At 64.1% G+C, this 22,707-nt stretch carries 20 protein-coding genes; 10 read left to right on the plus strand and 10 right to left on the minus strand.

Going from position 1 to position 22,707, the window contains the following annotated elements:
- The first annotated feature begins 8 nt into the window (after window positions 1-8).
- The 5 genes from hbdH to D906_RS17415 all read left to right on the plus strand — a co-directional run bounded on the left by hbdH (window position 9) and on the right by D906_RS17415 (window position 6,233).
- Window positions 9-779 (plus strand): 3-hydroxybutyrate dehydrogenase, encoded by a 771-nt coding sequence (gene hbdH / locus D906_RS17395; RefSeq protein WP_019098693.1) that lies wholly within the window; start codon window positions 9-11, stop codon window positions 777-779.
- Between the two features lie 55 nt (window positions 780-834).
- A complete protein-coding gene (gene eco, locus D906_RS17400) occupies window positions 835-1,314 on the plus strand; it encodes a serine protease inhibitor ecotin (RefSeq protein ID WP_019098692.1) in 480 nt (159 codons plus the stop codon).
- Between the two features lie 104 nt (window positions 1,315-1,418).
- Window positions 1,419-3,377 (plus strand): acetoacetate--CoA ligase, encoded by a 1,959-nt coding sequence (locus D906_RS17405; protein WP_027615531.1) that lies wholly within the window; start codon window positions 1,419-1,421, stop codon window positions 3,375-3,377.
- Between the two features lie 32 nt (window positions 3,378-3,409).
- Complete coding sequence (locus D906_RS17410) at window positions 3,410-3,685, plus strand: peptidylprolyl isomerase (protein WP_016715601.1); 276 nt, start codon at window positions 3,410-3,412, stop codon at window positions 3,683-3,685.
- Window positions 3,686-3,806: 121 nt separating this feature from the next.
- Window positions 3,807-6,233 carry an autotransporter outer membrane beta-barrel domain-containing protein gene (locus D906_RS17415; RefSeq protein ID WP_027615530.1) on the plus strand — a complete coding sequence of 809 codons (2,427 nt, stop codon included), beginning with the start codon at window positions 3,807-3,809 and terminating at the stop codon, window positions 6,231-6,233.
- On the opposite strand, the gene D906_RS17420 is transcribed toward D906_RS17415, so the two are convergent.
- A complete protein-coding gene (locus D906_RS17420; protein ID WP_019097533.1) occupies window positions 6,230-6,853 on the minus strand; it encodes a LysE family translocator in 624 nt (207 codons plus the stop codon). The genes D906_RS17415 and D906_RS17420 overlap by 4 nt on opposite strands.
- A 131-nt stretch (window positions 6,854-6,984) precedes the next feature.
- Between D906_RS17420 and D906_RS17425 the strand changes: the two genes are divergently transcribed.
- Entirely contained in the window at window positions 6,985-7,794 is an 810-nt protein-coding gene (locus D906_RS17425; protein WP_019097534.1) for an AraC family transcriptional regulator, read from the plus strand.
- Window positions 7,795-7,881: 87 nt separating this feature from the next.
- A complete protein-coding gene (locus D906_RS17430; RefSeq protein WP_019097535.1) occupies window positions 7,882-8,496 on the plus strand; it encodes a LysE family translocator in 615 nt (204 codons plus the stop codon).
- On the opposite strand, the gene D906_RS17435 is transcribed toward D906_RS17430, so the two are convergent.
- A complete protein-coding gene (locus D906_RS17435; RefSeq protein WP_019097536.1) occupies window positions 8,444-9,175 on the minus strand; it encodes a metallophosphoesterase in 732 nt (243 codons plus the stop codon). The genes D906_RS17430 and D906_RS17435 overlap by 53 nt on opposite strands.
- Window positions 9,176-9,250: 75 nt before the next feature.
- Between D906_RS17435 and D906_RS17440 the strand changes: the two genes are divergently transcribed.
- From D906_RS17440 to D906_RS17450, 3 genes are all read left to right on the plus strand, one after another.
- The gene (locus D906_RS17440; protein ID WP_019097537.1) at window positions 9,251-9,766 is read left to right on the plus strand and encodes a DUF3016 domain-containing protein; all 516 of its coding nucleotides are present in this window, start codon (window positions 9,251-9,253) and stop codon (window positions 9,764-9,766) included.
- Between the two features lie 75 nt (window positions 9,767-9,841).
- The gene (locus D906_RS17445) at window positions 9,842-10,585 is read left to right on the plus strand and encodes a carbon-nitrogen hydrolase family protein (protein ID WP_019097538.1); all 744 of its coding nucleotides are present in this window, start codon (window positions 9,842-9,844) and stop codon (window positions 10,583-10,585) included.
- Window positions 10,582-10,824 (plus strand): hypothetical protein, encoded by a 243-nt coding sequence (locus tag D906_RS17450; protein ID WP_019097539.1) that lies wholly within the window; start codon window positions 10,582-10,584, stop codon window positions 10,822-10,824. The genes D906_RS17445 and D906_RS17450 overlap by 4 nt, the downstream gene beginning before the upstream one ends.
- A 4-nt stretch (window positions 10,825-10,828) precedes the next feature.
- On the opposite strand, the gene D906_RS17455 is transcribed toward D906_RS17450, so the two are convergent.
- From D906_RS17455 to D906_RS17490, 8 genes are all read right to left on the minus strand, one after another.
- Window positions 10,829-11,329 carry a methylated-DNA--[protein]-cysteine S-methyltransferase gene (locus D906_RS17455; protein WP_016715610.1) on the minus strand — a complete coding sequence of 167 codons (501 nt, stop codon included), beginning with the start codon at window positions 11,327-11,329 and terminating at the stop codon, window positions 10,829-10,831.
- Window positions 11,330-11,401: 72 nt separating this feature from the next.
- Complete coding sequence (locus D906_RS17460) at window positions 11,402-12,202, minus strand: LPS biosynthesis protein (RefSeq protein ID WP_016715611.1); 801 nt, start codon at window positions 12,200-12,202, stop codon at window positions 11,402-11,404.
- A 162-nt stretch (window positions 12,203-12,364) separates the two neighbouring features.
- Window positions 12,365-14,005, minus strand: coding sequence for a fatty acid--CoA ligase (locus D906_RS17465; RefSeq protein WP_026020369.1), 1,641 nt, complete (start codon window positions 14,003-14,005; stop codon window positions 12,365-12,367).
- 11 nt (window positions 14,006-14,016) lie between these two features.
- Window positions 14,017-15,795, minus strand: a complete 1,779-nt coding sequence (locus tag D906_RS17470) for an acyl-CoA dehydrogenase C-terminal domain-containing protein (protein WP_019097540.1) — start codon at window positions 15,793-15,795, stop codon at window positions 14,017-14,019.
- Window positions 15,788-18,253 carry an RND family transporter gene (locus tag D906_RS17475; RefSeq protein ID WP_019097541.1) on the minus strand — a complete coding sequence of 822 codons (2,466 nt, stop codon included), beginning with the start codon at window positions 18,251-18,253 and terminating at the stop codon, window positions 15,788-15,790. Before D906_RS17475 ends, D906_RS17470 begins: the two co-directional genes overlap by 8 nt.
- 15 nt (window positions 18,254-18,268) lie before the next feature.
- The gene (locus D906_RS17480; RefSeq protein ID WP_027615529.1) at window positions 18,269-19,264 is read right to left on the minus strand and encodes a YCF48-related protein; all 996 of its coding nucleotides are present in this window, start codon (window positions 19,262-19,264) and stop codon (window positions 18,269-18,271) included.
- A 22-nt stretch (window positions 19,265-19,286) separates the two neighbouring features.
- Entirely contained in the window at window positions 19,287-20,645 is a 1,359-nt protein-coding gene (locus D906_RS17485; RefSeq protein ID WP_027609300.1) for a DUF1329 domain-containing protein, read from the minus strand.
- Window positions 20,646-20,683: 38 nt separating this feature from the next.
- A complete protein-coding gene (locus D906_RS17490; RefSeq protein WP_027615528.1) occupies window positions 20,684-22,639 on the minus strand; it encodes a DUF1302 domain-containing protein in 1,956 nt (651 codons plus the stop codon).
- Window positions 22,640-22,707: the final 68 nt, after the last annotated feature.

A 22,707-nucleotide genomic window follows, 5' to 3' on the forward strand; every position in this document is an offset into this window, starting at 1 on the left:
AGCTATGCATGACCCTCAAAGGCAAGACTGCACTCGTCACCGGTTCCACCAGCGGCATCGGCCTGGGCATCGCCCAGGTGCTGGCCCGCGCGGGCGCCGATATCGTGCTCAACGGCTTTGGCGACCCGGCACCGGCGCTGGCCGAGATCAGCCGGCACGGGGTGAAGGCCGTTCACCACCCGGCCGACCTGTCGGACGTGGCCCAGATCGAAGCGTTGTTCGCCTTGGCCGAACGCGAATTCGGTGGTGTCGACATTCTGGTCAACAATGCCGGCATCCAGCATGTAGCGCCGGTGGAGCAGTTCCCGCAGGAAAGCTGGGACAAGATCATCGCCCTCAACCTGTCGGCCGTGTTCCATGGCACGCGGCTGGCGCTGCCGGGCATGCGCGCGCGCAACTGGGGGCGCATCATCAACATCGCTTCGGTACATGGCTTGGTCGGTTCGACTGGCAAGGCAGCCTATGTGGCGGCCAAACATGGTGTGGTCGGCCTGACCAAGGTGGTCGGGCTGGAAACGGCCACCAGCAATGTCACCTGCAATGCCATCTGCCCAGGCTGGGTGCTGACCCCGCTGGTGCAGAAGCAGATCGACGACCGTGCTGCCAACGGTGGCGATCCGCTGCAGGCACAGCATGATCTGCTGGCCGAGAAACAACCATCGCTGGCGTTCGTCACCCCCGAACACCTGGGTGAGCTGGTACTATTCTTGTGCAGCGAGGCCGCAAGCCAGGTTCGCGGCGCCGCCTGGAACGTCGATGGTGGCTGGTTGGCCCAGTGACGGGCAGCCTGGGCCTGGCGGTGGTCTCGCATTCGATTATTTGCAAGGAGGCCTTATGCGCCCTACCCCGATGACCGCGATTCTGGCCCTGACCCTGGCTGCCGCAGCCCCTGTGATGGCTGCCAGCCTGAAGGACGTCGCCCCCTACCCCGAGGCAGAAAAAGGCTTCACCCGGCAGGTGATCCACCTGCCGGCACAGGCCGATGAGTCGGCCTATAAACTGGAAATCCTCGCCGGCAAGACGCTGCAGGTGGACTGCAATCGCCAACGCCTGGGCGGCAACCTGGAAGAACGCACCCTGGAAGGCTGGGGCTACAACTACTACCGCCTGGACAAGGTCAGCGGCCCGGCCAGCACGCTGATGGCCTGCCCGGATGGCAAAAAGACCGAGGCCTTCGTGCCGGTGGTCGGTGACGGCTTCATGCTGCGCTACAACAGCAAATTGCCAGTGGTGGTGTATGTGCCCAAGGATGTCGAAGTCCGCTACCGCGTGTGGTCGGCATCGCAGGACGTGCAAAAGGCTAAAGTAGAGTAAGCACGGCCTTGCTCGGCGTCTGAAAGCTTGCGCTCCCACAGGGGATAGCGGATACCTGTCCCACAAAGAACAAGCCCGCAGTTGGCAGTAACGGGAGGAACCGCATGAACGATGTGCTCTGGCGCCCCTCCACGGCGCAGATCGAGGCCAGCCGGATGGATGCCTTCCGCCGACGGGTCAACCTGCGCTACAACCTGCAACTCACCGACTACCAGGCGCTGCACCGCTGGAGCATCGAACAGCGGGCCGCCTTCTGGCAGACCCTTGCCGACTATTTCCACGTGCGCTGGCACACCCCGCCGAGCCAAGTGCTGAGTGAAGGGCCACAAATGCCCGAAGCGCAGTGGTTCGCCAACGCCAGCCTGAACTTCGCCGAACACCTGCTGCGCCGTCGCGACGACCGCCCGGCCGTCGTTTCCATACGCGAGGATGGCCACCGCCAGGCGCTCACCCACGCCCAGCTGGCCGCCCATGTAGCGGGGTTGCAAGCGGCGTTCAAGGCCGCAGGCATCGTCGCAGGCGACCGTGTGGCTGCCGTGATGCCCAATACCTGGCAAACACTGGTGGCCATGCTTGCCTGCACCAGCCTCGGCGCGATCTGGTCGACCTCTTCGCCCGAGTTCGGCGTGCATGGCATCATCGACCGTTTCGGCCAGATTGCGCCCAAACTGCTGATCGTCTGTGCCGGCTATCAATACGCTGGAAAAGACATCGATCAGGTGGTCAAGATCAACCAGGTGTGCGAGCAGCTGCCGAGCCTGGAGCAGCTGATCGTAGTGCCTCATACCCGCAGCGGCACTCGCCTCGACGAGTTCCATGCAGCCCGGGTGAGCCTGTGGGATGACGTCTACCAGCCCGGTGGCGAACCGCGCTTCACCCCGCTGCCGTTTGACCACCCGCTGTACATCCTCTACTCCAGCGGCACCACCGGCGTGCCCAAGTGCATCGTCCACCGCGCCGGTGGCGTGTTGCTGCAGCACCTCAAGGAACACGGCCTGCACAACGACCTGAAAGCCGATGACGTGTTGTTCTACTACACCACCTGCGGCTGGATGATGTGGAACTGGCTGGCCAGCGGCCTGGCAATAGGCGCCACGCTGGTGCTGTACGACGGCTCGCCGTTTCACCCCGGCCCCGAACGGCTGCTGGACCTGATCGACGCCGAGGGCATCCACGCCTTCGGGACCAGCCCCAAGTACCTGGCAGCGCTGGAACAGGCGGGCCTTGAGCCTGCAGCCAGCCACAACCTGGCCAGCCTGCGATTGCTGCTGTCTACCGGCTCGCCGCTGTCACCCCACAGCTATGACTACGTGTACAGCAAGATCAAGGCTGACCTGTGCCTGGCGTCCATGTCCGGCGGTACCGACATTGTCTCGTGCTTCGTGCTGGGCAACCCGACCCTGCCAGTGCGCCGTGGCGAAATCCAGTGCAAGGGCCTGGGCATGGCGGTGGAAGTGTGGAATGAGCACGGCCAGCCGGTGCAGGACGAAAAAGGCGAGCTGGTGTGTACCCGCAACTTTCCCAGCATGCCTTTGGGGTTTTGGCACGACCCGGACGGCAGCCGCTACCGCGACGCCTATTTCAGCCAGTACCCGGGGGTTTGGGCCCAAGGCGACTATGCCGAACAGCGCACCCATGGCGGCCTGGTGATTCACGGCCGCTCGGATGCCGTGCTCAACCCGGGCGGCGTGCGCATTGGCACGGCGGAGATCTACCGCCAGGTGGAGAAAGTCGAACAGGTGCTGGAAAGCGTGGCCGTCGGCCAGGACTGGCAAGGCGATGTGCGCGTGGTGCTGTTCGTACGCCTGCAAGACGGCCTGCTGCTCGATGAAGCCCTGCGTCAGCGCATTCGCCAGGTGATACGCCAATTCACCCCCCCCCGCCACGTGCCGGCGGTGATTGCCCAGGTCAGTGACATACCACGTACCATCAGCGGCAAGCTTGTGGAGTTGGCGGTTCGCAATGTGGTGCATGGGTTACCGGTGAAGAACACCGACGCGCTTGCTAACCCGCAAGCGCTGGAGCAGTTTCGAGATCGCGTGGAGTTGCGCGAGCAGGCATAATGCCGCCCTTTTCCCCGAAGCACAGGTACCCCATGAAAGCCCAAGCCCGCCACATCCTGGTCAAGACCGCTGACGAAGCCGAAAAGCTCAAGCAGCGCATCGCCAACGGCGAGGCTTTCGACGTGCTGGCCAAAAAGTTCTCCATTTGCCCATCAGGCAAGCGCGGTGGCGACCTGGGCGAAATCCGCCCGGGCCAGATGGTCGGCGCCATTGACCAGGTAATCTTCAAAAAGCCGCTACGCGTGGTGCACGGGCCCATCAAGAGCAAGTTCGGCTACCACCTGGTGCAAACCTTCTACCGCGATTGATGGCAGCGGGCCACCTGACATTTCTGCCAGTTGTCCCGTCACTGCGCATTACATAAAACACAGGCAGGGCCGAAGCGACGCTTCAGGTAGTGGACCCTTCAATGGACACGGAGACCTGCCTATGCGCTGCCCTCGCCTGCTGCTGCCTGCCGCATTCCCCCTGCTTACCCTGCCTTTGCTGGCTCACGCTGAATCCCTGACCGTTTCACCCGGTGACAATCTGGGTGCCCTCGTGCAAACGAATGCTGCCGACACGTTCACTATCGGTGGCGGCACGGTTCTGTCATTGCAGCAAGGCAATGGCCAAGACACGTACACCATGTCTGGCGGTAAGTTGGGCTCGCTGAACCAGGGCGGTGACATGGACACGTTCACCATGACCGGCGGAACTATTACGGGCGCGTTTGAAGATGGTGACATCGCCGACTTCCAGGGCGGCAGCATTGGCCGGATAGATCTCAAGCTTGCTGACAACATTCTCAATATTTCCCAAAGTCTCGGGATTGAAACCCTCGTTGTCGGCAATGTCGTCAGTGGGCTTGGCAATGACACGATCACCATGACCGGTGGCACCATCGGCGGTGACATCAGCACCAGTAGCGGCGTAGACAAGATCACCCTCAGTGGCGGCACGCTCAAAGGCGAAATACGCACTGGCAATGACGATGATGTGTTTACTTGGACTGGCGGTCAGATCGGCAAACGAGTCATCCTGGAGAATGGGAATGACACGGCTACTGTCCGCACCCTCGACCTCGGCAACTCGGCCGTTATCCTGGACGGCGGCACCGGCACGGACACGCTTTCGTTCGAGCAGAGTCAGGTCGGCAAAGGTGCCTTGTACGCCAACTGGGAAAGCATCAACCTCAAACAAGGCAGCCAGCTGACCCTCGACGACACCCTTACCCTGGGAGATCTGGGCGCCGACCTACCACGCGTAATCCCTGCCACGGGCACCGGCACCTTGCAAATTGATGCGAGCAGCTCGCTGATCAGCCGCCAGGGCAGCATCGTCAGTATCCAGAGTGACAGCAAGGCATCGGTGGTTAACGCCGGTACCATCGACCTGAGCCGTGGCAACGACGCCCAGGGCCGCCTGACCATACAGGGCGATTACACCGGCAACAACGGTAACCTGCGCCTAAACAGCGTGCTGGCGGGTGATGGCGCCGCCTCCGACCGTTTGGTGGTCAGCCGTGGTGCCATCAGCGGTTCTACCCAATTGCTCATCAACAACCTCAATGGCGCGGGTGCAGCGACCGCTCTGAATGGTATCCAGGTCGTCGAAGCCCGTGACGGCGCCACCAGTACCGCCACTGCCTTCGTGCAGACACAGACGCTGTCGGTTGGCGCCTACGACTATCGCCTGTTCAAAGGTGGCGTGACCGCTGGCAGCGAAAACAGCTGGTTCCTGCGTTCAACCGTGGTCGCGCCACCCGCTCCGGCCCCTGTCCCGCAACCAGGCGAGCCGACGCAGCCAACCGAACCTGGCGAGCCGCCTGTCATTGCCCCGGCTGCAACCCCACCTGTTGCGGCACCGGCACCCGGTCAGGTGGATCTGCCGGCCCCGGTGCAAGGTGAAAGCCTGCCGCTGTATCGCCCGGAAGTTCCCGTATATGCCGCCGCTCCACGTGGCGCTGCGATCATCGCCCGCCAGGCACTGGGCACATTCCACCAGCGCCAGGGCGACCAACTGCTACTCAAAGGTGAAGGCGCCCTGCCCGCCAGCTGGGGCCAGGCCTACGGCGGCGCGCTACGCCAGCAATGGAGCGGCACGGTCAGCCCGAGCCTGGATGGCGATCTGTACGGTTTCAAGGTTGGCCAGGACTTGTACGCCAAGGTTGGCGACCACGGTTATCGGCAGCATGTTGGCCTCTACGTCAGTCACAGCCGCCTGGAGGCCGACGTCAAGGGATTCGCTTTGGCCGAGGAGAACCGAAGCGTCGGCGATCTGAGGCTTGATGGCGATAGCGTCGGCACCTACTGGACGCTGGTCGGGCCACAAGGTGCTTATCTGGATACCGTGTTGCAGTACACCCGCCTCGATGGCCGTGCCCGTTCGGACCGTGGCGACAAGCTGAACATCGACGGCCATGCCTGGACGGCTTCGCTGGAGTCCGGCTACCCCATCGCCCTGTCCGAGCGCTGGACCCTGGAGCCACAAGCCCAGCTGATTGCACAGAAGGTCTCGCTCGACAGCGCAAGCGACAGTGTCTCGCGCATCCGTCATGACGCACAGGTTGAACTGACCGGCCGGCTGGGGGTACGCCTGGAAGGTGCGTTTACGGGTAGCAGCGGGCGCTTGTTGCAGCCCTATGCACAGGTCAACCTGTGGCACGGCGACGGTGGCCGCGATACGTTGACCTTCGATGATGTCGACAAGATCAAGACCGACTACCGCTACACCTCGGCACAACTGGAAGGCGGCGTGGTGGCGCAGGTCAGTGGGGCGCTGAGCCTGCATGGCGGCGTGCAGTACACCGCCAACCTGGACAGCCGGCAGCAGGAAGCCAGCGGCGTGAACCTGGGCGTGCGCTGGCAGTTCTAGCGGCGTGCCGCCAGCAAGCCGAGGCCGGCGCAGCCCAGCAGGGAGGCACTGACCCGGTTGAACAGGCGGCGCGGGCCAGGCTGGCTGAACCAACGCTGCATGTAGGCGCCCAGGCCTGAATAAATGGCAATGGCCGCCCACTCCAGCAGCAGGAACAACACGCCCAGCCAGAGGAACTGCTCGCTCACCGGGGTGGCGCTACCGACCGTGACGAACTGCGGCAGGAAGGCGGTGAAGATCAGGATCGCCTTGGGGTTGCCGGCCGCCACCCAGAACTCCTGGCGCGCCAGGCGCCACGTGCCACTGGGGTGGTCAGTTGCCACCACGGCTTCGCCCACCGGTGCGCGCCACAATTGCCAGGCGATGTAGAACAGGTAGGCCGCGCCCACCACCTTGATGGCCAGGAACAAGTATTCGCTGGTGTGCAGCACCACCGCCAGGCCCATGGCCGCCAGGGCGATCATACCGCTGAAGGCCAGGATACGCCCGCCACCCGCCACGCAGGCGGTGCGCAGGCCGTAGCGGCTGGCGTTATGAAGCGACAGCAGGTTGTTTGGCCCGGGTGCCATGTTCAAGGCGAAGCAGGCGGGGATGAAAAGCAGCAGGCTGGAAAGGTCCATTGTTGTTTTCCTTTGGTAACAGGCGTCTATTTCGGCGGCTGCCGGGCCTTGCGGTCAAGTTACAGTCAGCGTTAAAAACTGTACGGGTACGCAGCAATTGTTACCCTGCTGGCAAAACCGAGGACCTTGTGATGCCCCGCCCCCACACCGCGCTATGGCGCGACCCGGCACTTGCGCATGTGGAAAGTCGCCGCGCCTGCCATAGCCGGGCTTGCTACAAGGCCCACAGCCACCCCACGTTTTCCATCGGCGCGGTGGATGCTGGCCACAGCCATTTCACCGGGGCTGCCGACGGGCAGGAACGCCTGAGGCCCGGCACGCTGGTGTTTGTCCCGGCCCACCGCGTACATGCCTGCAACCCCGCACCCGGGCAAGCCTGGAGCTACCAGATGCTGCATGTGGACGCCGACTGGCTGACGCAGTTGCGCCTGGAGTCGGGGCTGAGCGGTGCCGGGGCAGGCGAACCGGCGCGTATCTGCCGGGCACCACAGGTGTATCGGCAATTCTGCGAGTTGAACAGCCTGTTGTTCTCCTGCGCCAGCAACGGGGAGAAGGATGCAGCGCTGATTGCCTTTCTGGGGGACCTGGACTACTCGGCACAGCCGCCACTATTTGCAGCCCCCGCCCTGGAGGCAAGCGCGCTGAGCGGGTTGGTCGCACGCATCGAAGGCCAGGACCCGGCGCACTTGAACCTGAAAGCACTGGCCCATCAGGCCGGGCTTGGGCGCTATCAGCTGATCCGTGCGTTTCGTTCGGCCACCGGGTTTACACCACATGCCTACCTGCTCAATGCCCGGGTCAATCGCGGGCGGCAGCTGTTGGCTGAAGGGGCAGCGCTGGCGGAGGTGGCCTACCAGCTCGGGTTTGCCGATCAGAGCCACTTCCAGCGGGTGTTCAAGGCCCATGTGGGGGTGACGCCGGGGCAGTACCGAGGGCGTTGAACGCCCGCCGCCTGGGCTTGCAATATTGTTCAATACGCCTGACAGGCCCTGCAGCAGACTGCGGTTTTCCGCAGAGCAGCCCCACCCATGCAACAGTTCCTGATCATCGCCCTCGCCCACTTCCTCGCATTGCTATCACCTGGCCCGGACTTCTTCCTGGTGGCGCGTACCTCGATCAACAGCGGCTGGCGCATCGCCAGCGGTGCCTGCCTGGGCATCGCCCTGGCCAATGGCGCGTTCATCGCCATGGCGTTCACCGGCCTGTCGGTGCTGCAGGAAGGCAGCCTGCTGTTCACCGCCCTGCAACTGGCCGGGGCCAGCTACCTGCTGTACATCGGCGTACTGTTCTTACGCCATGCCGGGCGAACCCGCCTGGGCGCAGTCGCGGGTGAGTCGGCGGTACCGGGTTGGTGGCGGGGCTTGGGCATGGGTTTCTTGTCCGGCATCCTCAACCCCAAGAACGCGCTGTTCTATGCCAGCCTGGCCAGCATGGTCGCCAGTGCCAGCGGCAGCTGGAAAACGGCGTATGCCTTGTGGATGTTCAGCATCGTGCTGCTCTGGGACTTGCTGGTTGCCGTGGCCATCGGTAACCAGCGGGTACTGCGGCGTTTCGCCCGTAGCCTGCCGTGGCTGGAGCGAGCCTCGGGCGTCATGCTGGTGGCATTGGCGTTGGCGTTGCTGCTGCATCTGGCGCGGCGCTGAGCAGTTTCAGCGTCCGCATGTCCATCAAGCTGAAGTGGCCGCTGGCCCAACCGCCGGTATCCAGGTGCCACACATTGCCCAGCAGCTTGGGCTCCAGCACCGGCGTGTGCCCCACCAGCAAGGCCCGCAGGCCTTGCACCGGCTGGGTATTGCCTTCCTTCAGCCGCCGCCGCGACCACTGGCACACTTCCCGCACTTTGGGGTCGTCATCCAGTTCCAGCTCCAGCCAACGCCTCAAGGCTGCCCAGTCGGCAAACGGGCTGTCGGCATGCAGCAGGCCTACCAGGCCATCTGCGCTTTCCACTTCTATCGCAATCGGCAACTGCTCGAAGCGCTCCACGTAGCGAAGTTGCTCGGCCCGCGGCAGGTCGAGGAACCAGCTCCCACCCGCTGCACGGTACATTTCCAGGTCAAGCCGCCCCCCTCGCACGCGGGTGATTGCCAGCGCCTCATGGTTGCCTTGCACCGCATGAAACCATGGTTGCGCAAGCCATTCCAGAGCAGCCTCGCTGTGCGGCCCACGGTCCACCAGGTCACCTACGCTGAACAGGCGGTCCACGGCAGGGTCGAACCCTACCGCTTCCAGGCACTTCTCCAGCCGCTGGAAGTGACCATGGATATCGCCCACTGCCAGGTCCCGCCCTCGGATGTTGGCGAGCAACCGCCGAAACCGTCCCATTACAATCTTCCTCTGCTGGTGGCGCCATGGCAGGCGTAAAATGGAAGCACCCCCACTCTACCCCGGAGGTGCATCATGCGTACCGCCCTCGTGTGTGCCGTGCTCATGGCGCTGTCAATGGACAGCATGGCACAAGGTGCCCCGCCCGCGCAGGTCAAGGTGCGTTTCGACCACCCGGAAAAATTCCGCGATGCCAGCCTGGACAGCCACGGTTATGAGCGTGGCGCCGATGACTATGTGATGAAAACCCTCACCCAGTACTTGCAGAAGCTCGGCCAACGCTACCTGCAACCGGGCCAGCAACTGGTCATCGACATCCGCGACATCGACCTGGCCGGGCGCTTCGAGCCTTGGCACAGCCAGGCCTACGATGTGCGCTTCATGCGCGAGATCACCTGGCCGACGATTGACCTGACCTACACCCTCAACCAGCCAGGCAAACCCGCCCGGCAAGCGGAGGAACGGGTCAGCGACAAGATGTACCTCAGCCGCCCGGGCCGGGTCGCCAGCAGCAACGACCGCCTGTATGCCGAGAAGGCCATGCTCGACGACTGGTTCCGCCAACGCTTCGCCGCGCACCCGGCAACCTGAAAAACCCTTCACTGGTACAGGTGTTGGTGCCGGTAGTATGCTCGGCCCTTCAACCTTTACCAGGGAAGGGTTTAGATGAAACTGTGTGCCGTACAACTGGCGTCGCTCAAGGGCGATGTATCAGGCAACGTCCAACGTCACCTGGCCTGCATCGAGCAGGCGGCGGCACTGGGTGCCGAGCTGGTGGTCTTCCCCGAACTCTCGCTGACGGGCTACGAGCCCACCCTGGCGCGCCAGGCCGCCCTGCCGGTCAGCTCCGCACGGCTGGACCCGCTGCAAGCCGCCTGTGACCGCTTGGGCATCACCATTGCGGCTGGCTTGCCGTTGCCGACACCCGAAGGTATCCGCATCGGCATGCCGATTCTCAGCCCCATGGCTGCGCGCCAGGCCTATGCCAAACGGCGCCTTCATGAAGACGAGCTGCCTTACTTCACTCCGGGCGATCAGGCATTGCTGCTGCAGGTCGGTGAGCACCGAGTGGCACCGGCAATCTGCTACGAGTCGATGTTCATGGCCCACGCTGCCGCCGCCCGCGAGCACGGCGCCGACCTGTATCTGGTCAGTGTGGCGAAAACCGCCAAGGGGATCCGCGAAGGCTACCTGCATTACCCGGCAGTGGCGCGTGAACTGGGCATGCCGGTGCTGATGGCCAACTGCGTGGGGCCGGCCGACACGTTCATCGGCGCCGGCGGCTCGGCGGCGTGGGACAGCCAGGGGCGCTTGCTGGCGAGCCTGGATGACCACAGTGAAGGGCTGATCCTGCTGGACACCGGCAACACCAGCGCCGTGGCCCTGCCCTTGGACCTACACCCGGCATGATCTACCTGTTACTGGCGCTGCTGAGCTACGCCTGCACCTACTACCTGGTCGGCCTGCTGATCCAGGGCCAGCTTGCCGATGTGGCCGAAGGCTTACGCCATAGGCCGGACGCGCCGACACCCGGCGAGTACCTGCGCGAGGTCAAGCCCCATGCACGGCGGGCCCACCGGCACTACACCCTGATGGCCGGGTCGGTGTTGGCCATACTGGCCTGCGTGGTCGCCAGCTGGTTCAGCTGACGCGTTACAGGTCCAGTGCCAGGCTTTGCCGGCCCTCCAGCGCCAGCAGGTACTGCTTGGCCGCCAGGCCGCCGGCAAAGCCGGTAAGGCTGCCTGAAGCACCGATCACGCGGTGGCACGGTGCAATGATCGAAATCGGGTTGCGGCCGTTGGCGGCGCCTACTGCGCGCACCGCGTCGGGGTTGCCGATCTGCCGGGCGATGTCACTGTAGCTGCGGGTTTCACCGAAGGGTATCGCCAGTAACGCGGCCCATACCTGGCGCTGGAACTCGGTGCCGGCAAAATCCAGCGCCAATTCGAAGCGCTGCCGCTTACCCGCAAAGTACTCACCCAGCTGTCGTGCAGTTTCCCGCAGCACCGGGCACTGGTCGTCACGGTACACCTCGCCGAGGCGAACGCGGTTTTCCCGCTCCTCTTCCCACAATACGGCTGCCAGGCATTCGCCGCGCGCCACCAGGGTCAAGGTGCCAACGGGCGACTGCATGAGGGTGAATGCGCTGGACATAAGCGTGAACCTGCCTGTTTGCGATGGGCGTACTGTACGCATCCACAGCCCCGTGCGCATCCGCTTTCTTGCTCAGGTAATGGCACAACCGGCAATCCGCCGCGCTTCGTTGAGGTTGACCTTGGGGATCAGTTCGGCGGGGATGCGTGAGGTGGCCGACAGGTTGTAGACGTGAAAATGCGCGCTCACCACCTCCCGCGCCATCAGCGTCAGCGAAGGCAGGATGCGGCTGTCCCAGTGCTGGTCGAGCCCGCACGGCGAACACTGGCCCTGCCCGTTTTCATAGAAGCGCCCCACGGTCTGGTCCAGGTCCACCCCGACCAGCAGCACTTCTTCAAAGCCCAGGTGATACGCCAGCTGCAAGGCCACATAGGCCACTGTGCGGGCATCGAAAAAACCATGTGTCAGGTCTTTGCTGAAGGCAATCGAGCGGCTGCGCTTGCTCCACAGCGCGCGGTTGCACACGCAACTGTCACCATGGCCGCGCAAACCGTCCAGCAGGCCCGGTGTGTCGGCTTTGTGCAGGGCATAACACTCGGTACTCGCCGGCACATCGGCACCTTCATACTGCTCGGGCCAGAGTGCCAGGCGTTCGCTGTCGCGCAAGGCAGTGGCAAACAAGGCCGGCTGCTGCTGGCTAAAGCTTTTGTCGGTGCACACGTAGAAGAAGGGGTGGATACCGTGTTCGGCGGTCATGGCGACCGAGCCGTTCATGGCAATGATGGGCAAATGTGCGAACTCGCCCAACGGAAAATGCCTGGCAGAAGCGCCGGAGGCAAGGATCACCACGGGGCCCTGCTGGGTGTTGCGACACGCCTCGAAACTGGAGAACGCCCCGCGTTCAGCGCTTGGCTGCGACGGAAGTGTGTTCATCTTTGGCATCTTTGACCGAACAGTACAAACCACAATACTGATCCGTGTATATGCCGTGGCCGCTTTTACCTAACTTTACCTGGCTGAACATGAGCAAACCGCCGTTCCCTTGCCTGGCGGGGATTTGGGGCGCTTTGCGCCCCTGAAAGTCGCACGCCAAACCTAGATTTCAGCCTGGCGAATGCGCTTCTTGTCGATCTTGCCGACACTGGTCCTGGGGATCTCATCCACACAACGAAGCTGCCGTGGTATCGCCCATTTGTTCAGGTGCCCGCTGTCGACATACGGCTGCAGGTGCCTGGCCAATGCTGGCTGGTCCAGTTGCACACCGTCACAACAGACCACCAGCGCCAACGGTTGTTCCCCCCACTGTGGGTCAGGAATACCGATGACCGCCACCGAGGCGACGGACGGGTGCTGGCTGATGAGGTTTTCCAGCGCCACCGAGCTCACCCACTCGCCACCGGTCTTGATCACATCCTTGATCCGGTCACGGATGCGCACCACGCCGGCTGCGTCGATGCAGGCCAGGTCACCGGTGTGCATCCAGCCCCCCAGCCACAGCGCCGCGCCTTGCTCCGGTTCGTGCAGGTAGCCCTGGGTGAGCCACGGCGCGCGCACTACCACTTCGCCCAGGCTTTCGCCATCGTGCGGCACCGCCCTGCCCTCATTGTCGACGATACGCAGGTCCACCAAAGCAATCGGCACGCCGGCATCGATGCGCAGAGGCAGTTGTTGCGCCATGGGTTGTGCCAGCAGGTCGGCGCTCAGGTGGGTGATGCTCAGCAGCGGGCAGCTTTCCGACATGCCGTAGCCACAATGCACGCTGATGCCCCGCTCGCTGGCCCGCTGGGCCAGGCCCAAGGTCAACGCGCTGCCGCCCAGCAGCATCTTCCAGCCAGCCAGGTCGGTGCAGCGCCCTTGCTCGCTGTCGAGCATCATCTGCAGCACCGTGGGCACACAATGGGAGAAGGTCACACCCTCGTCGCGATAAAGGCGCACCAGGCGATTGGGCTCGTAGCGCCCGGGGTAGACCTGCTTGATGCCCAGCGCGGTGGCCACATAGGGCACGCCCCAGGCATGTACGTGGAACATGGGCGTGATCGGCATGTACACATCGCCCGTTCGCAGCAGCGGTAGGTCGCCGCACGCGGCCAGGGTGCCCTGCTCGACCAAGGTGTGCAGCACCAGTTGCCGGTGGCTGAAGTAAACGCCTTTGGGGTTGCCGGTGGTACCGCTGGTATAGAACAGCGTGGCCAGGGAATTCTCGTCGAAGTCCGGGAATTCGAACTGGGGCTCGGCAGCCGCCAGCATGGCTTCATACTCGCCCAGCATAGGCACCACCTGCGCGGCAGGGGCGCCATCGCTGAGGCGGATGAAGCCATCGACTGTCGGCAGGTCGGCCTGTAGCTGCTGCATCAGCGGCAGGAAGTCGTCATGCACCAGCACCCACCGGTCCTCGGCATGGTTCATGGTGTAGCGCACCTGCTCGGTGGACAGCCGCACGTTTACCGTATGCAGCACCGCCCCCAGCATCGGTACGGCAAAGAAACACTCCAGTGCGCGATGGCTGTCCCAGTCGAGCAAGGCCACGGTATCGCCGGGTTTCACCCCGGCGGCGGTGAGCGCATTGGCCAGCCGCTGAATGCGCGCCAGCAACGTCGTGTAGGTGTAGCGCAGCCGGTCGGCGTAGACGATTTCCTGATTGGGCTGGTAGCGCACCCCCGACAGCAGCAGGCGCTTGATCAGCAGCGGGTAGGCATACGCCTGCTCGGCCGCAGGCATGATGCGGGTCGTGGTCATGTTCGCGGCCATCACAGTTGCCCGGCCTCGAGCAGGTACAGGCTGTCGCTGCCGGCCCTGACACTGGCACTGAGCGAATGGATGCGCGGCAGCAGGCGTGCAAAGTAGAAGCGCGCGGTACCGAGCTTGCTCACGTGGAACGGCTCTAGTGCCGCTTGGCGCTGGCACACCACGGCCATGCGTGCCCACAGGTAGGCGTAGAAGGTGTAGCCAAACACCTGCAGGTACTCGACCGCCGCCGCGCCAAGCTCGCGCGGGTTGCCTTGGGCACGGTCGAGCAGCCAGGCACTGAGTTCGTCAAGGTTGCGCACGGCAGCGAGCAACGGTGCGCTGAACTCGGCAAATGCGGCCGGCAGCGCCTCGGCGAAGGTGGTGAGTTCAGCGGACACAGCAAGGTACGCTTCGCCACCATCGGCAAACAGCTTGCGCCCCACCAGGTCGAGGGCCTGGATGCCATTGGTGCCTTCGTAGATCTGGGTAATGCGGCAGTCGCGGATCAACTGCTCCTGGCCCCATTCACGGATGTAGCCGTGGCCACCCAGCACCTGCTGGCCGTGCACGGTGGTCTCCAGCCCCATGTCGGTGAGGAAGGCCTTGGCCACCGGCGTGAGCAACGCCACCTTGGCGTCGGCCTGGGCGCGCGCAACCGGGTCGCCGCTGTATTTGGCCATGTCCAACTGCAATGCCACGTAGGTGGAAAATGCCCGACCACCTTCGTTAAGCGCTTTCATGGTCATCAGCATGCGGCGTACGTCCGGGTGGACAATAATCGGGTCGGCATGCTGCGCCGGCTCTTCAGCCCCCGTCGGTGCGCGGCCTTGCTGGCGATCGCGGGCATAGGCGATGGCCCCCTGATACGAACGCTCGCCCAAGGCCAGGCCTTGGATACCCACGCCGAGGCGCTCGTAGTTCATCATGGTGAACATCGCATTGAGCCCCTTGTTCGGCTCACCGACCAGGTAGCCGATGGCACCGTCAAAGTTCATCACGCAGGTGGCCGACGCCTTGATGCCCATCTTGTGCTCGATCGAGCCGCAGCCCACCGCATTGGCCTGGCCCAATGTGCCGTCGGCGCCAACCAGCACTTTGGGTACCAGGAACAGCGAGATACCTTTGGGGCCAGCAGGGGCATCCGGCAGCCTCGCCAGCACCAGGTGGATGATGTTCTCGGTCAGGTCCTGCTCGCCGCCGGTGATGAAAATCTTCGTGCCGCTGATGCGGTAGCCGCCATCCGCAACGGGCTCGGCGCGGGTGCGGATCAGGCCCAGGTCGGTGCCGGCGTGGGGCTCGGTCAGGCACATCGATCCGCTCCACCGCCCTTGGTACATCGGCGGCAGGTACAGCGCCTTCAACGCCTCGCTGGCATGGTTCAGCAGTGCCAGGCAGGCGCCGGCCGTCAACATCGGGTACAAACCGAATGACAGGTTGGCGGCATTGAGCATTTCTTCGAGCTGGGCGCCGATCACTTTCGGCATGCCCATGCCGCCGTATTCCGGCGCACCGGACACCCCGACCCAGCCGTCAGCGGCGAATGCCCGGTAGGCATCGGCGAAACCGTCGGGTGTCCGAACCTGGCCAGCCTCCCAACGGCATCCCTGCTCGTCGCCACTGCGGTTGAGCGGCGCCACCTGCTCGGCAATCAGTTTGCCGGCCTGCTCGAGTATGGCCCGGGCAGTGTCGCCATCGACCACGTCGGCCAGTGCGGGCGTTTGCGCCCACCAGGCGGGGATGTCGAACACGTCGTTGAACAGAAAATCCATGTCGCGCAGTGGCGGAAGGTAATCAGACATGAGGCGAACACTCGGTTTCTTGGGTTTGCGAAAGTGCTACGGCCCGGGTTCCGGCAGCCGCCGGGGCGCCCTGGCCACGCAGGAGGAAGTGCGACAGCGCGGGTATCAGCACCAGCGCGCCGAGCATGTTCCACAGGAACATGAAGGTCAGCAGCAGGCCCATGTCGGCCTGGAACTTGATGGGCGACCAGGCCCAACCAACCACACCGGCGGCCAGGGTAATGCCGACCAGCCCCACTACCCGGCCGGTGAAGGCCACGGCGTTCTGGTAGGCCTGAGCCAGGCTCAGGCCGGCGCGCTGGTAGTGCAGCTGCACGCTAAGCAGGTACAGCGCATAGTCCACGCCAATGCCCACGCCAAGGGCGATCACCGGCAAAGTGGCAACCTTGACGCCAATACCCATGGCCACCATCAGCGCCTCGCACAGCACCGAGGTGAGCATCAGCGGCAGGATCGCCACCAGCGTTGCGCGCCAGCTGCGGAAGGTGACCAGGCAGAACAACGTGACCGCCAGGTACACCAGCAACAACATACGGTGGTTGGCCTCGCGTACCACCACGTTGGTGGCGGCCTCGATACCGGCGCTGCCGGCGGCCAGCAGGAACTGGTGCTCGGCACTGCTGTTGGCCTGGGCAAAGCGTTCGGCCACGGCAGCCACCTCGGCCAGCGTGTCGGCGCGATGGTCTTTGAGGTAGGCGATCACCGGCATCAGCGAGCAGTCGTTGTTGAACAGCTCCGGGGCGTTGACCGAAGCCTGCTGGGCGGCGTAATTGAGCACGTCCTGGTTACGCTGCAGACTGTTCAGCCGTGGGTTGCCTTCGTAGGTACCAGCGGTGATCTGGCGCACAGCGTTGGCCAGCGACACAGTGGTCTGCACACCCGGCAGTTGCTGCAGCTCCCAGGCGAGGCGGTCGGCAAGAATCAAGGTCGGGTACTGCAGGCAGCCTTCGGGAGCGGTCTTGACCATGACCGCGAAGGTGTCGCTGGACAGTGCGTAATGCTGGGTGATGTAGGCATTGTCGAGGTTGTAGCGCGAATCAGCGCGAAGCTCGGGGGCGCCACTGTCGAGGTCGCCGATTTTCAGCTGCAAGCTGCCCCAGATGCCCAGGGCGGCCAGGGCAAGGGCTGCCAGCACAGCGGCGCTGGCCCATTTGCGTTCAGTGAAGCGGTCGAGCAGGTCCCACAGCCGACCGAAGCCTCGGTGCCGAGCCGCGCGGGCATCGATACGCAGCGCCCGGTCGGCGGCCTTGCGGCCTACCCCGACATAGGACAGGGCCACCGGCATCAACAGCAATGAGGTAAAGATCAGCACTGCCACGCCAATGCTGGCGGTAATCGCCAAGTCCTGAATCACCGGAATATCGATGATCATCAGCACGGCAAAGCCCACTGCATCGGCCAGCAAGGCGGTCACCCCGGCCACGAACAGGCGGCGGAAGGTATAGCGAGCGGCGATCTGCCGATGAGTACCGCGACCGATGTCCTGAAGGATGCCGTTCATCTTCTGCGCCGCATGCGACACGCCGATGGCAAAGATCAGGAAGGGCACCAGGATCGAATACGGGTCGATGGCATAGCCCAGCCAGGCGACGATACCCAGTTGCCATACCACCGCCGTCAGCGAACACAGCACCACCAGCAAAGTGCTGCGTATACAGCGGGTATAGCAGTAGATGATCACCAGGCTGGTCAACACCGCCAGGGCAAAGAACGCCATTACCTCGATCAGGCCGTCGATCAGGTCGCCCATCAGCTTGGCAAAGCCGATCACATGAATACGGTACTGGCCGCTGGCCTGGTACTGGCTGCGCAGCTGTTCGAGCTTTTGCGAAAAGGCATGGTAGTCCAGGCCTTTGCCGGTGGCCGAATCCTGGTCGAGCAGCGGCACCACCAGCATGCTCGACTTGAAGTCGCGCGCCACCAGGCTGCCGACGATGTTGGCACGTTCGATGTTCTGCCGTAGCTGCTCGATGTCGCCGGCTGCACCCTGATAGCCGTCAGGCATGACCGGGCCACCCTGGAAGCCTTCTTCGGTGACCTCGGTCCAGCGCACCGCCGGGCTCCACAGCGACTTCACCCAGGCCCGGTCCACCCCCTGGCTGAGGAACAGCTCGTCGTTGATGTGACGCAGGGCCTGCAGGTAGCCCGGGTCGAAAATGTCGCCCTGAGTGTGCTCTACCACTATCCGCACCGCATTGCCCAGGCCGCGCAACGAGGCGCGGTTTTCCAGGTAATGCTGGATGTAGGGGTGGCTCTGCGGCAGCATCTTGTCGAAGCTGGGCCGCAGTTCCAGGCGTGTCAGCGCCATGAAGCCCAGCACCAGCGTCGCCACCAGCATGCACAGCAGAAATGGCAGGCGGTGGTTGAACACAAGGCGCTCCAGGCCGTTGCCCGAATGTGGATCGAAGTCGGCAAGGTTGCGGATTACCGGAAGGGTATCTTGGCGGGTAGCGGCCATCAGGGTCTTCTCTTGTTATGGGTGTTGCGTGGGGTTACCGGCCTGGTTGCGCACGCCCCGCTCGCCCACCAGCACCAGGCCATTGCCGGTGTCGCTGACGAGCGCGGTCACGGGGCCACGGGCGCTTTGCGGCACCTGACTGAAGCTGGCACCGTCATCCCGACTGAGCAGCAGGTCGCCGGCCTGGCTGGCCAGCCACAGCTGGCCGTCACGGTCGATGCCGGCGGCGGTGAGGCTGGTGTTGATACCCGTATTCACCGGCTGCCACTGCTGGCCGCCATCGGTGCTGCGGTAGGCGTGGCCGCGCAGGCCGTAGACCAGCAGCACACCGGGTTTGCCGACGGCACCGAACAGGGTGCCGGCATAGGGCGTGTCGACGCGACTGAAGCGTGCGCCGCTCCACTTCAGCAGCAGGCCCTGCTCGCCGGTGATGTACAGGTCGTCACCCATCGCCGCCAGGCTGGTCAGGTGCAGGCCTTGCGGGTTGTCGCTGTGGTCGAGCCAGGGTTGCCAGTGCTCGCCGCCGTCTGTGGTGCGCAACAGCAGGTTGAACACGCCCACCGCATAGCCGTTGCGGGCATCGCTGAACCACACGTCGAGCAAGGCATTGTCGGTGACCGCCGCAGGCAACTGCTCGGCCAGCGCGCGGCCATCCAGCTGTTTGTGCCAGTGCACGCCACCATCGCGGCTGTGCAGCACCACACCGTCATGGCCGACCGCCCAGCCCAGTTCGGGCGTGGCGAAGCTCACCGCATTCAGGTCGGCGCTGACGGGCACCTGGGCTTGCTGCCAGTGTGCGCCGTGGTCATCGGAATACAGGATGTGCCCGCGCGGGCCGACCGCGACCAGGCGCGGCCCGGCCAAGGTCACGTCACGCAGGGCGCTACTGCTGGCCAGGGCACTGGGCATGGCGGGCACCTCCAGTACGTCGGTGAAGGGCACGGCGTGCGCCGTGCCCTGCAGCGCCGCCAGGGCCAGCATCACTGCGCTGCATCGTTTGAAGACAGACATTGGCAACCTCTGCTCCGTGCGCTCAGCGAATGCCATTGCCGGCCAGCGACTCGGGCGACCACTGGGTTTTCGACAATGGGTCGATGTAGCGGATACCGCCGTAGGCACCCACAACGCCGTTGAGGTTGTAGGTGCCGCCGATCAGGTCGTAGATCATGAAAGGCGTGGCGTCCGGGGTCTGTTTGTCGTAGCTCTGGGTGAGGAAGGCGAACGAGCCGCGATAAAGCTGGCCACGGGCGTCGTACTGGTCCGAGGCCAGGGCGATCCAGCTGTCTTCGTCAAGGTAGAAGCGGCGCTTGTGGTAGATGTGGCGTGCGCCGTCCTTGAGCTTGCCCTCCACCACCCACACGCGGTGCTTTTCCCAGCGCACGAACTGCGGGGCCAGGTGGTTGGGGGTGATCAGTTGCTTGACGTCGGTGTTGTAAGTGAGCGGGTAGGTGTTGTACGGCACGTACATCTCCTGCTTGCCGACCAAGGTCCAGTCGTAGCGGTCCAGGGCGCCATTGAAGACGAACACATCATCGTAGGTGCCCGAGCCCGACGTGCCCGGGTTGGGCGTGTCGTAGGCCAGGTTGGGTGCCAGCTTGACCCGGCGCTGCCCCGGCAGGTACTGCCAGGCGCTGCGTGGCTGCACCAGCGGGTTGGCGGCATCGCGCAGCATCATGGCTTCGCCGGCACGGCGCGCAGGCCCGGTGTACACCAGCTTCATCTGGTAATAGGTGTCCTTGGCACCGATCGGCTTGGCCATGTCTTCGTAGATCGGGTAGCTGATATTGGCCTGGCCGGTGGTCGACAGTGACGCTTTGCCGGCGGCATCGACGTTCCATGAGTCGTACTTGGCGGTCATGCTCACGCCTTGGTAGCGCAGCAGGAAGTTCCACATGGCCTCGGCGCCGTTTTGCGGAATGGGGAACGGGATGCCGGGCAGCACGTTGTCCACGGCCGTGCCACCCTCCAGGCTTTTGGCAGCGGTGGCGTTCTTGCGGGTGTTGTCCAGCACCGCCTGCGGCAGCGCTACGCTGCGATGAGTCGGGTACACGTCGACACGGTAACTGGGATAGCGCTTGAGCAGTTCCAGGGTGGTTGCAGTCAGCAGGCCCTTGTACTGGTCGGCGTTCTTGCCATCGATGACCAGCAGCGGCTTGTCGCTGGCAAACGGGTCGGGGCGCATGCTGGCACCGCTCTGGAAGTTGGCAGGCGGCGTCTGCAGGCCCCCCTGGTAAGCCGGGATCGAACCGTCGGTATTGCCGGCCTTTTCGGCACCGATGGCGGTCAGGTTGGTGCCCAGGCGGGCAGCCTGGTCAGGGGAAACGGCGGCTTGGGCGGCGTTGAGCGCGGCCAGCGACAGGCACGAGGCCAGCAGGGTACGTACGAAATTCATGATGGTTGTCTTCCTGTGTAGGCGGTAGGAAACATGAGTCAGAAGGTCGTCTTGACGGTCAGGTACAGGGCGCCACGGTCCTCGGTGGTGGCACCACCACCGGAGAAGGAGGCATAGCCGCCGCCGTAGCAGGTGTAATCCTGTTCGCCGTCCAGGGCATTGGGGGTGCTGCCGTCGGTCTGGCCATCCTTGCAGGCCTTGGTCTCACCGAAGCTGTCGACGTACTTGAGGTCGACGAAGTACTGGTTGTAGATCGCGGCGCTTACGCCCAGCGCATAGTTGCCGGTGTTTTCGGCACCGCCGCCCTGCACCGGCGACACACCGTCGATGCCGACGTTGACCGACAGCGGCATACTCAAGTCCATGCCCGGTACCACCTGGTACCAGGTGGGGGTGAAGTTGACGGCAATGCCCCAGTTATCGCGGGTGGCCTTGTCGATACCGCGGTAGCTGCTCTTGCCCTTGTACAAGGCCTCGTTGTGGCCATCGAGCTTGAGCAAGTTGCTGTAGAACAGCTCGCCGAGCAGGGTTGCCGAGTCGAACAGCGGCGTGTCGCCGATGGTCATCAGCCCGTTGAGGGTGAAGTGCAGGGTGTCACCAGTGGCGCTCAGGCTGTCGCCATCCTTGGGCACGTCGTAGATGACCCCGCTGCTGGGCAGGCGCGCCGGCAGCAGGCCGAAGCCGCCCCCCAGGCCTGCCTGGCCGGGGGCACTGACGATTGCCGGGATGCTCGCCAGCGGCATGTTGTGGCGGATGTTCAAGTCGCTGCCGACGCTGATGCCCGCCACATCCTTGGACAGGCTCAGCCCATAGATGTCGATGTTGTCGGCATAGGCGAACTGGTAGGTGGTGCTTTGCAGTGAGTTGTAGAGGTTGCCGACCGCGCCCTGGCGGCTGCCCGGCGGGTTGCCGAACGGACCGTTGGACACGGTCATGCCACGCGCATCGAGCCAGGCCTGGGGCAGGATTTCGGAGGTCTTGCGGTAGTAGAAACCCAGGGTGCCGCCCAGCCACTCCGGCGACCACTTGGCCATGACGCCCCAGTCGCCGCTTTTGCCAGGGGTAAGGTCATGACCACGGCGCAGGGTGGTCAGCGCACCACGCACCGGGATCAGCCCCGGGGTGCCGGTATGGCCCAGCAGTAAGCTCTGCGCGCCCTCGCCTACCACGTCGGAGCCGCCATAGTAGGTACCCGCCTCGGGCAGTCGGGCCGCGTCCCAGTCGAAGAAGTACTGAGCGCCCAGGGTGAGCTCGGAATTGACCAGAAACGAAGTGGACAGCTGGTTACGGGGCACGAACAGCTCCTTGGCCTCGGTGCCCGGCGATGCCGCCAGCTTGGCCAGGTCCAGGCCGGACTGGCCGTAGCTCAACGAATGCACCGGGTTGAGCAGGGTTTCACCCCAGAACAGGTTGTGCTGGCCCAGCTTGGCGCTGACCTGTGATGCTTCGCCCACGTCACGGCTCATGAACACGAAGGCATCCAGCACTTCGCCCGAGGGGCCGCTGTAGTAACGCTGGGCGTAGTTACTCAGGTGCGGACTGCCCAGCGGTATGCCGGTGCCCGGCAGGCCATTGAGGCTGGGGTTGATGCCTGACTGGTCACCATTACCGTTGACGAACGGGTTGCTGTTGGAGCCGGTGTTGTCGTAGGCCTTGTCGTACCAGCTGGCAGTGCTGACGCGAAAACCGGTGTTGCCCTGGTACACCACGTCCAGCTCGGTCAGCAGGTCGACCCGGTTGGTGACGTTGGTGCCCGCCTTGCGGAAGTTGTAGTCGCCGTCGTTGCTGTTGGGCGTGCCCAGCAGGCGCTTGTCGGCACTTTCAGTGCGCACGCCGTAGTTGTACTTGACGGTATTGTCGAAGCGCACGGCCCAGTCTTCGTTGCCGGTATCGACTTCGAAGGCTTGGGCGGCAGGCAGCGTGAGCAGGCCGATGGCGCAGGCAAGCAGGCAGCGCTGTGGCTTCACAGCACGGTGAATGCGGTGTTCTGGCATTACGATGGCTCCACGTATTGTTATTGTTTTTTTCGCCGCCCGTCTGCTGCGGGCGTGGCTGGGGCGTC

This window comes from Pseudomonas sp. LAIL14HWK12:I1 (genome assembly GCF_003202095.1).
GTDB classification, from domain to species: Bacteria; Pseudomonadota; Gammaproteobacteria; order Pseudomonadales; family Pseudomonadaceae; genus Aquipseudomonas; species Aquipseudomonas monteilii.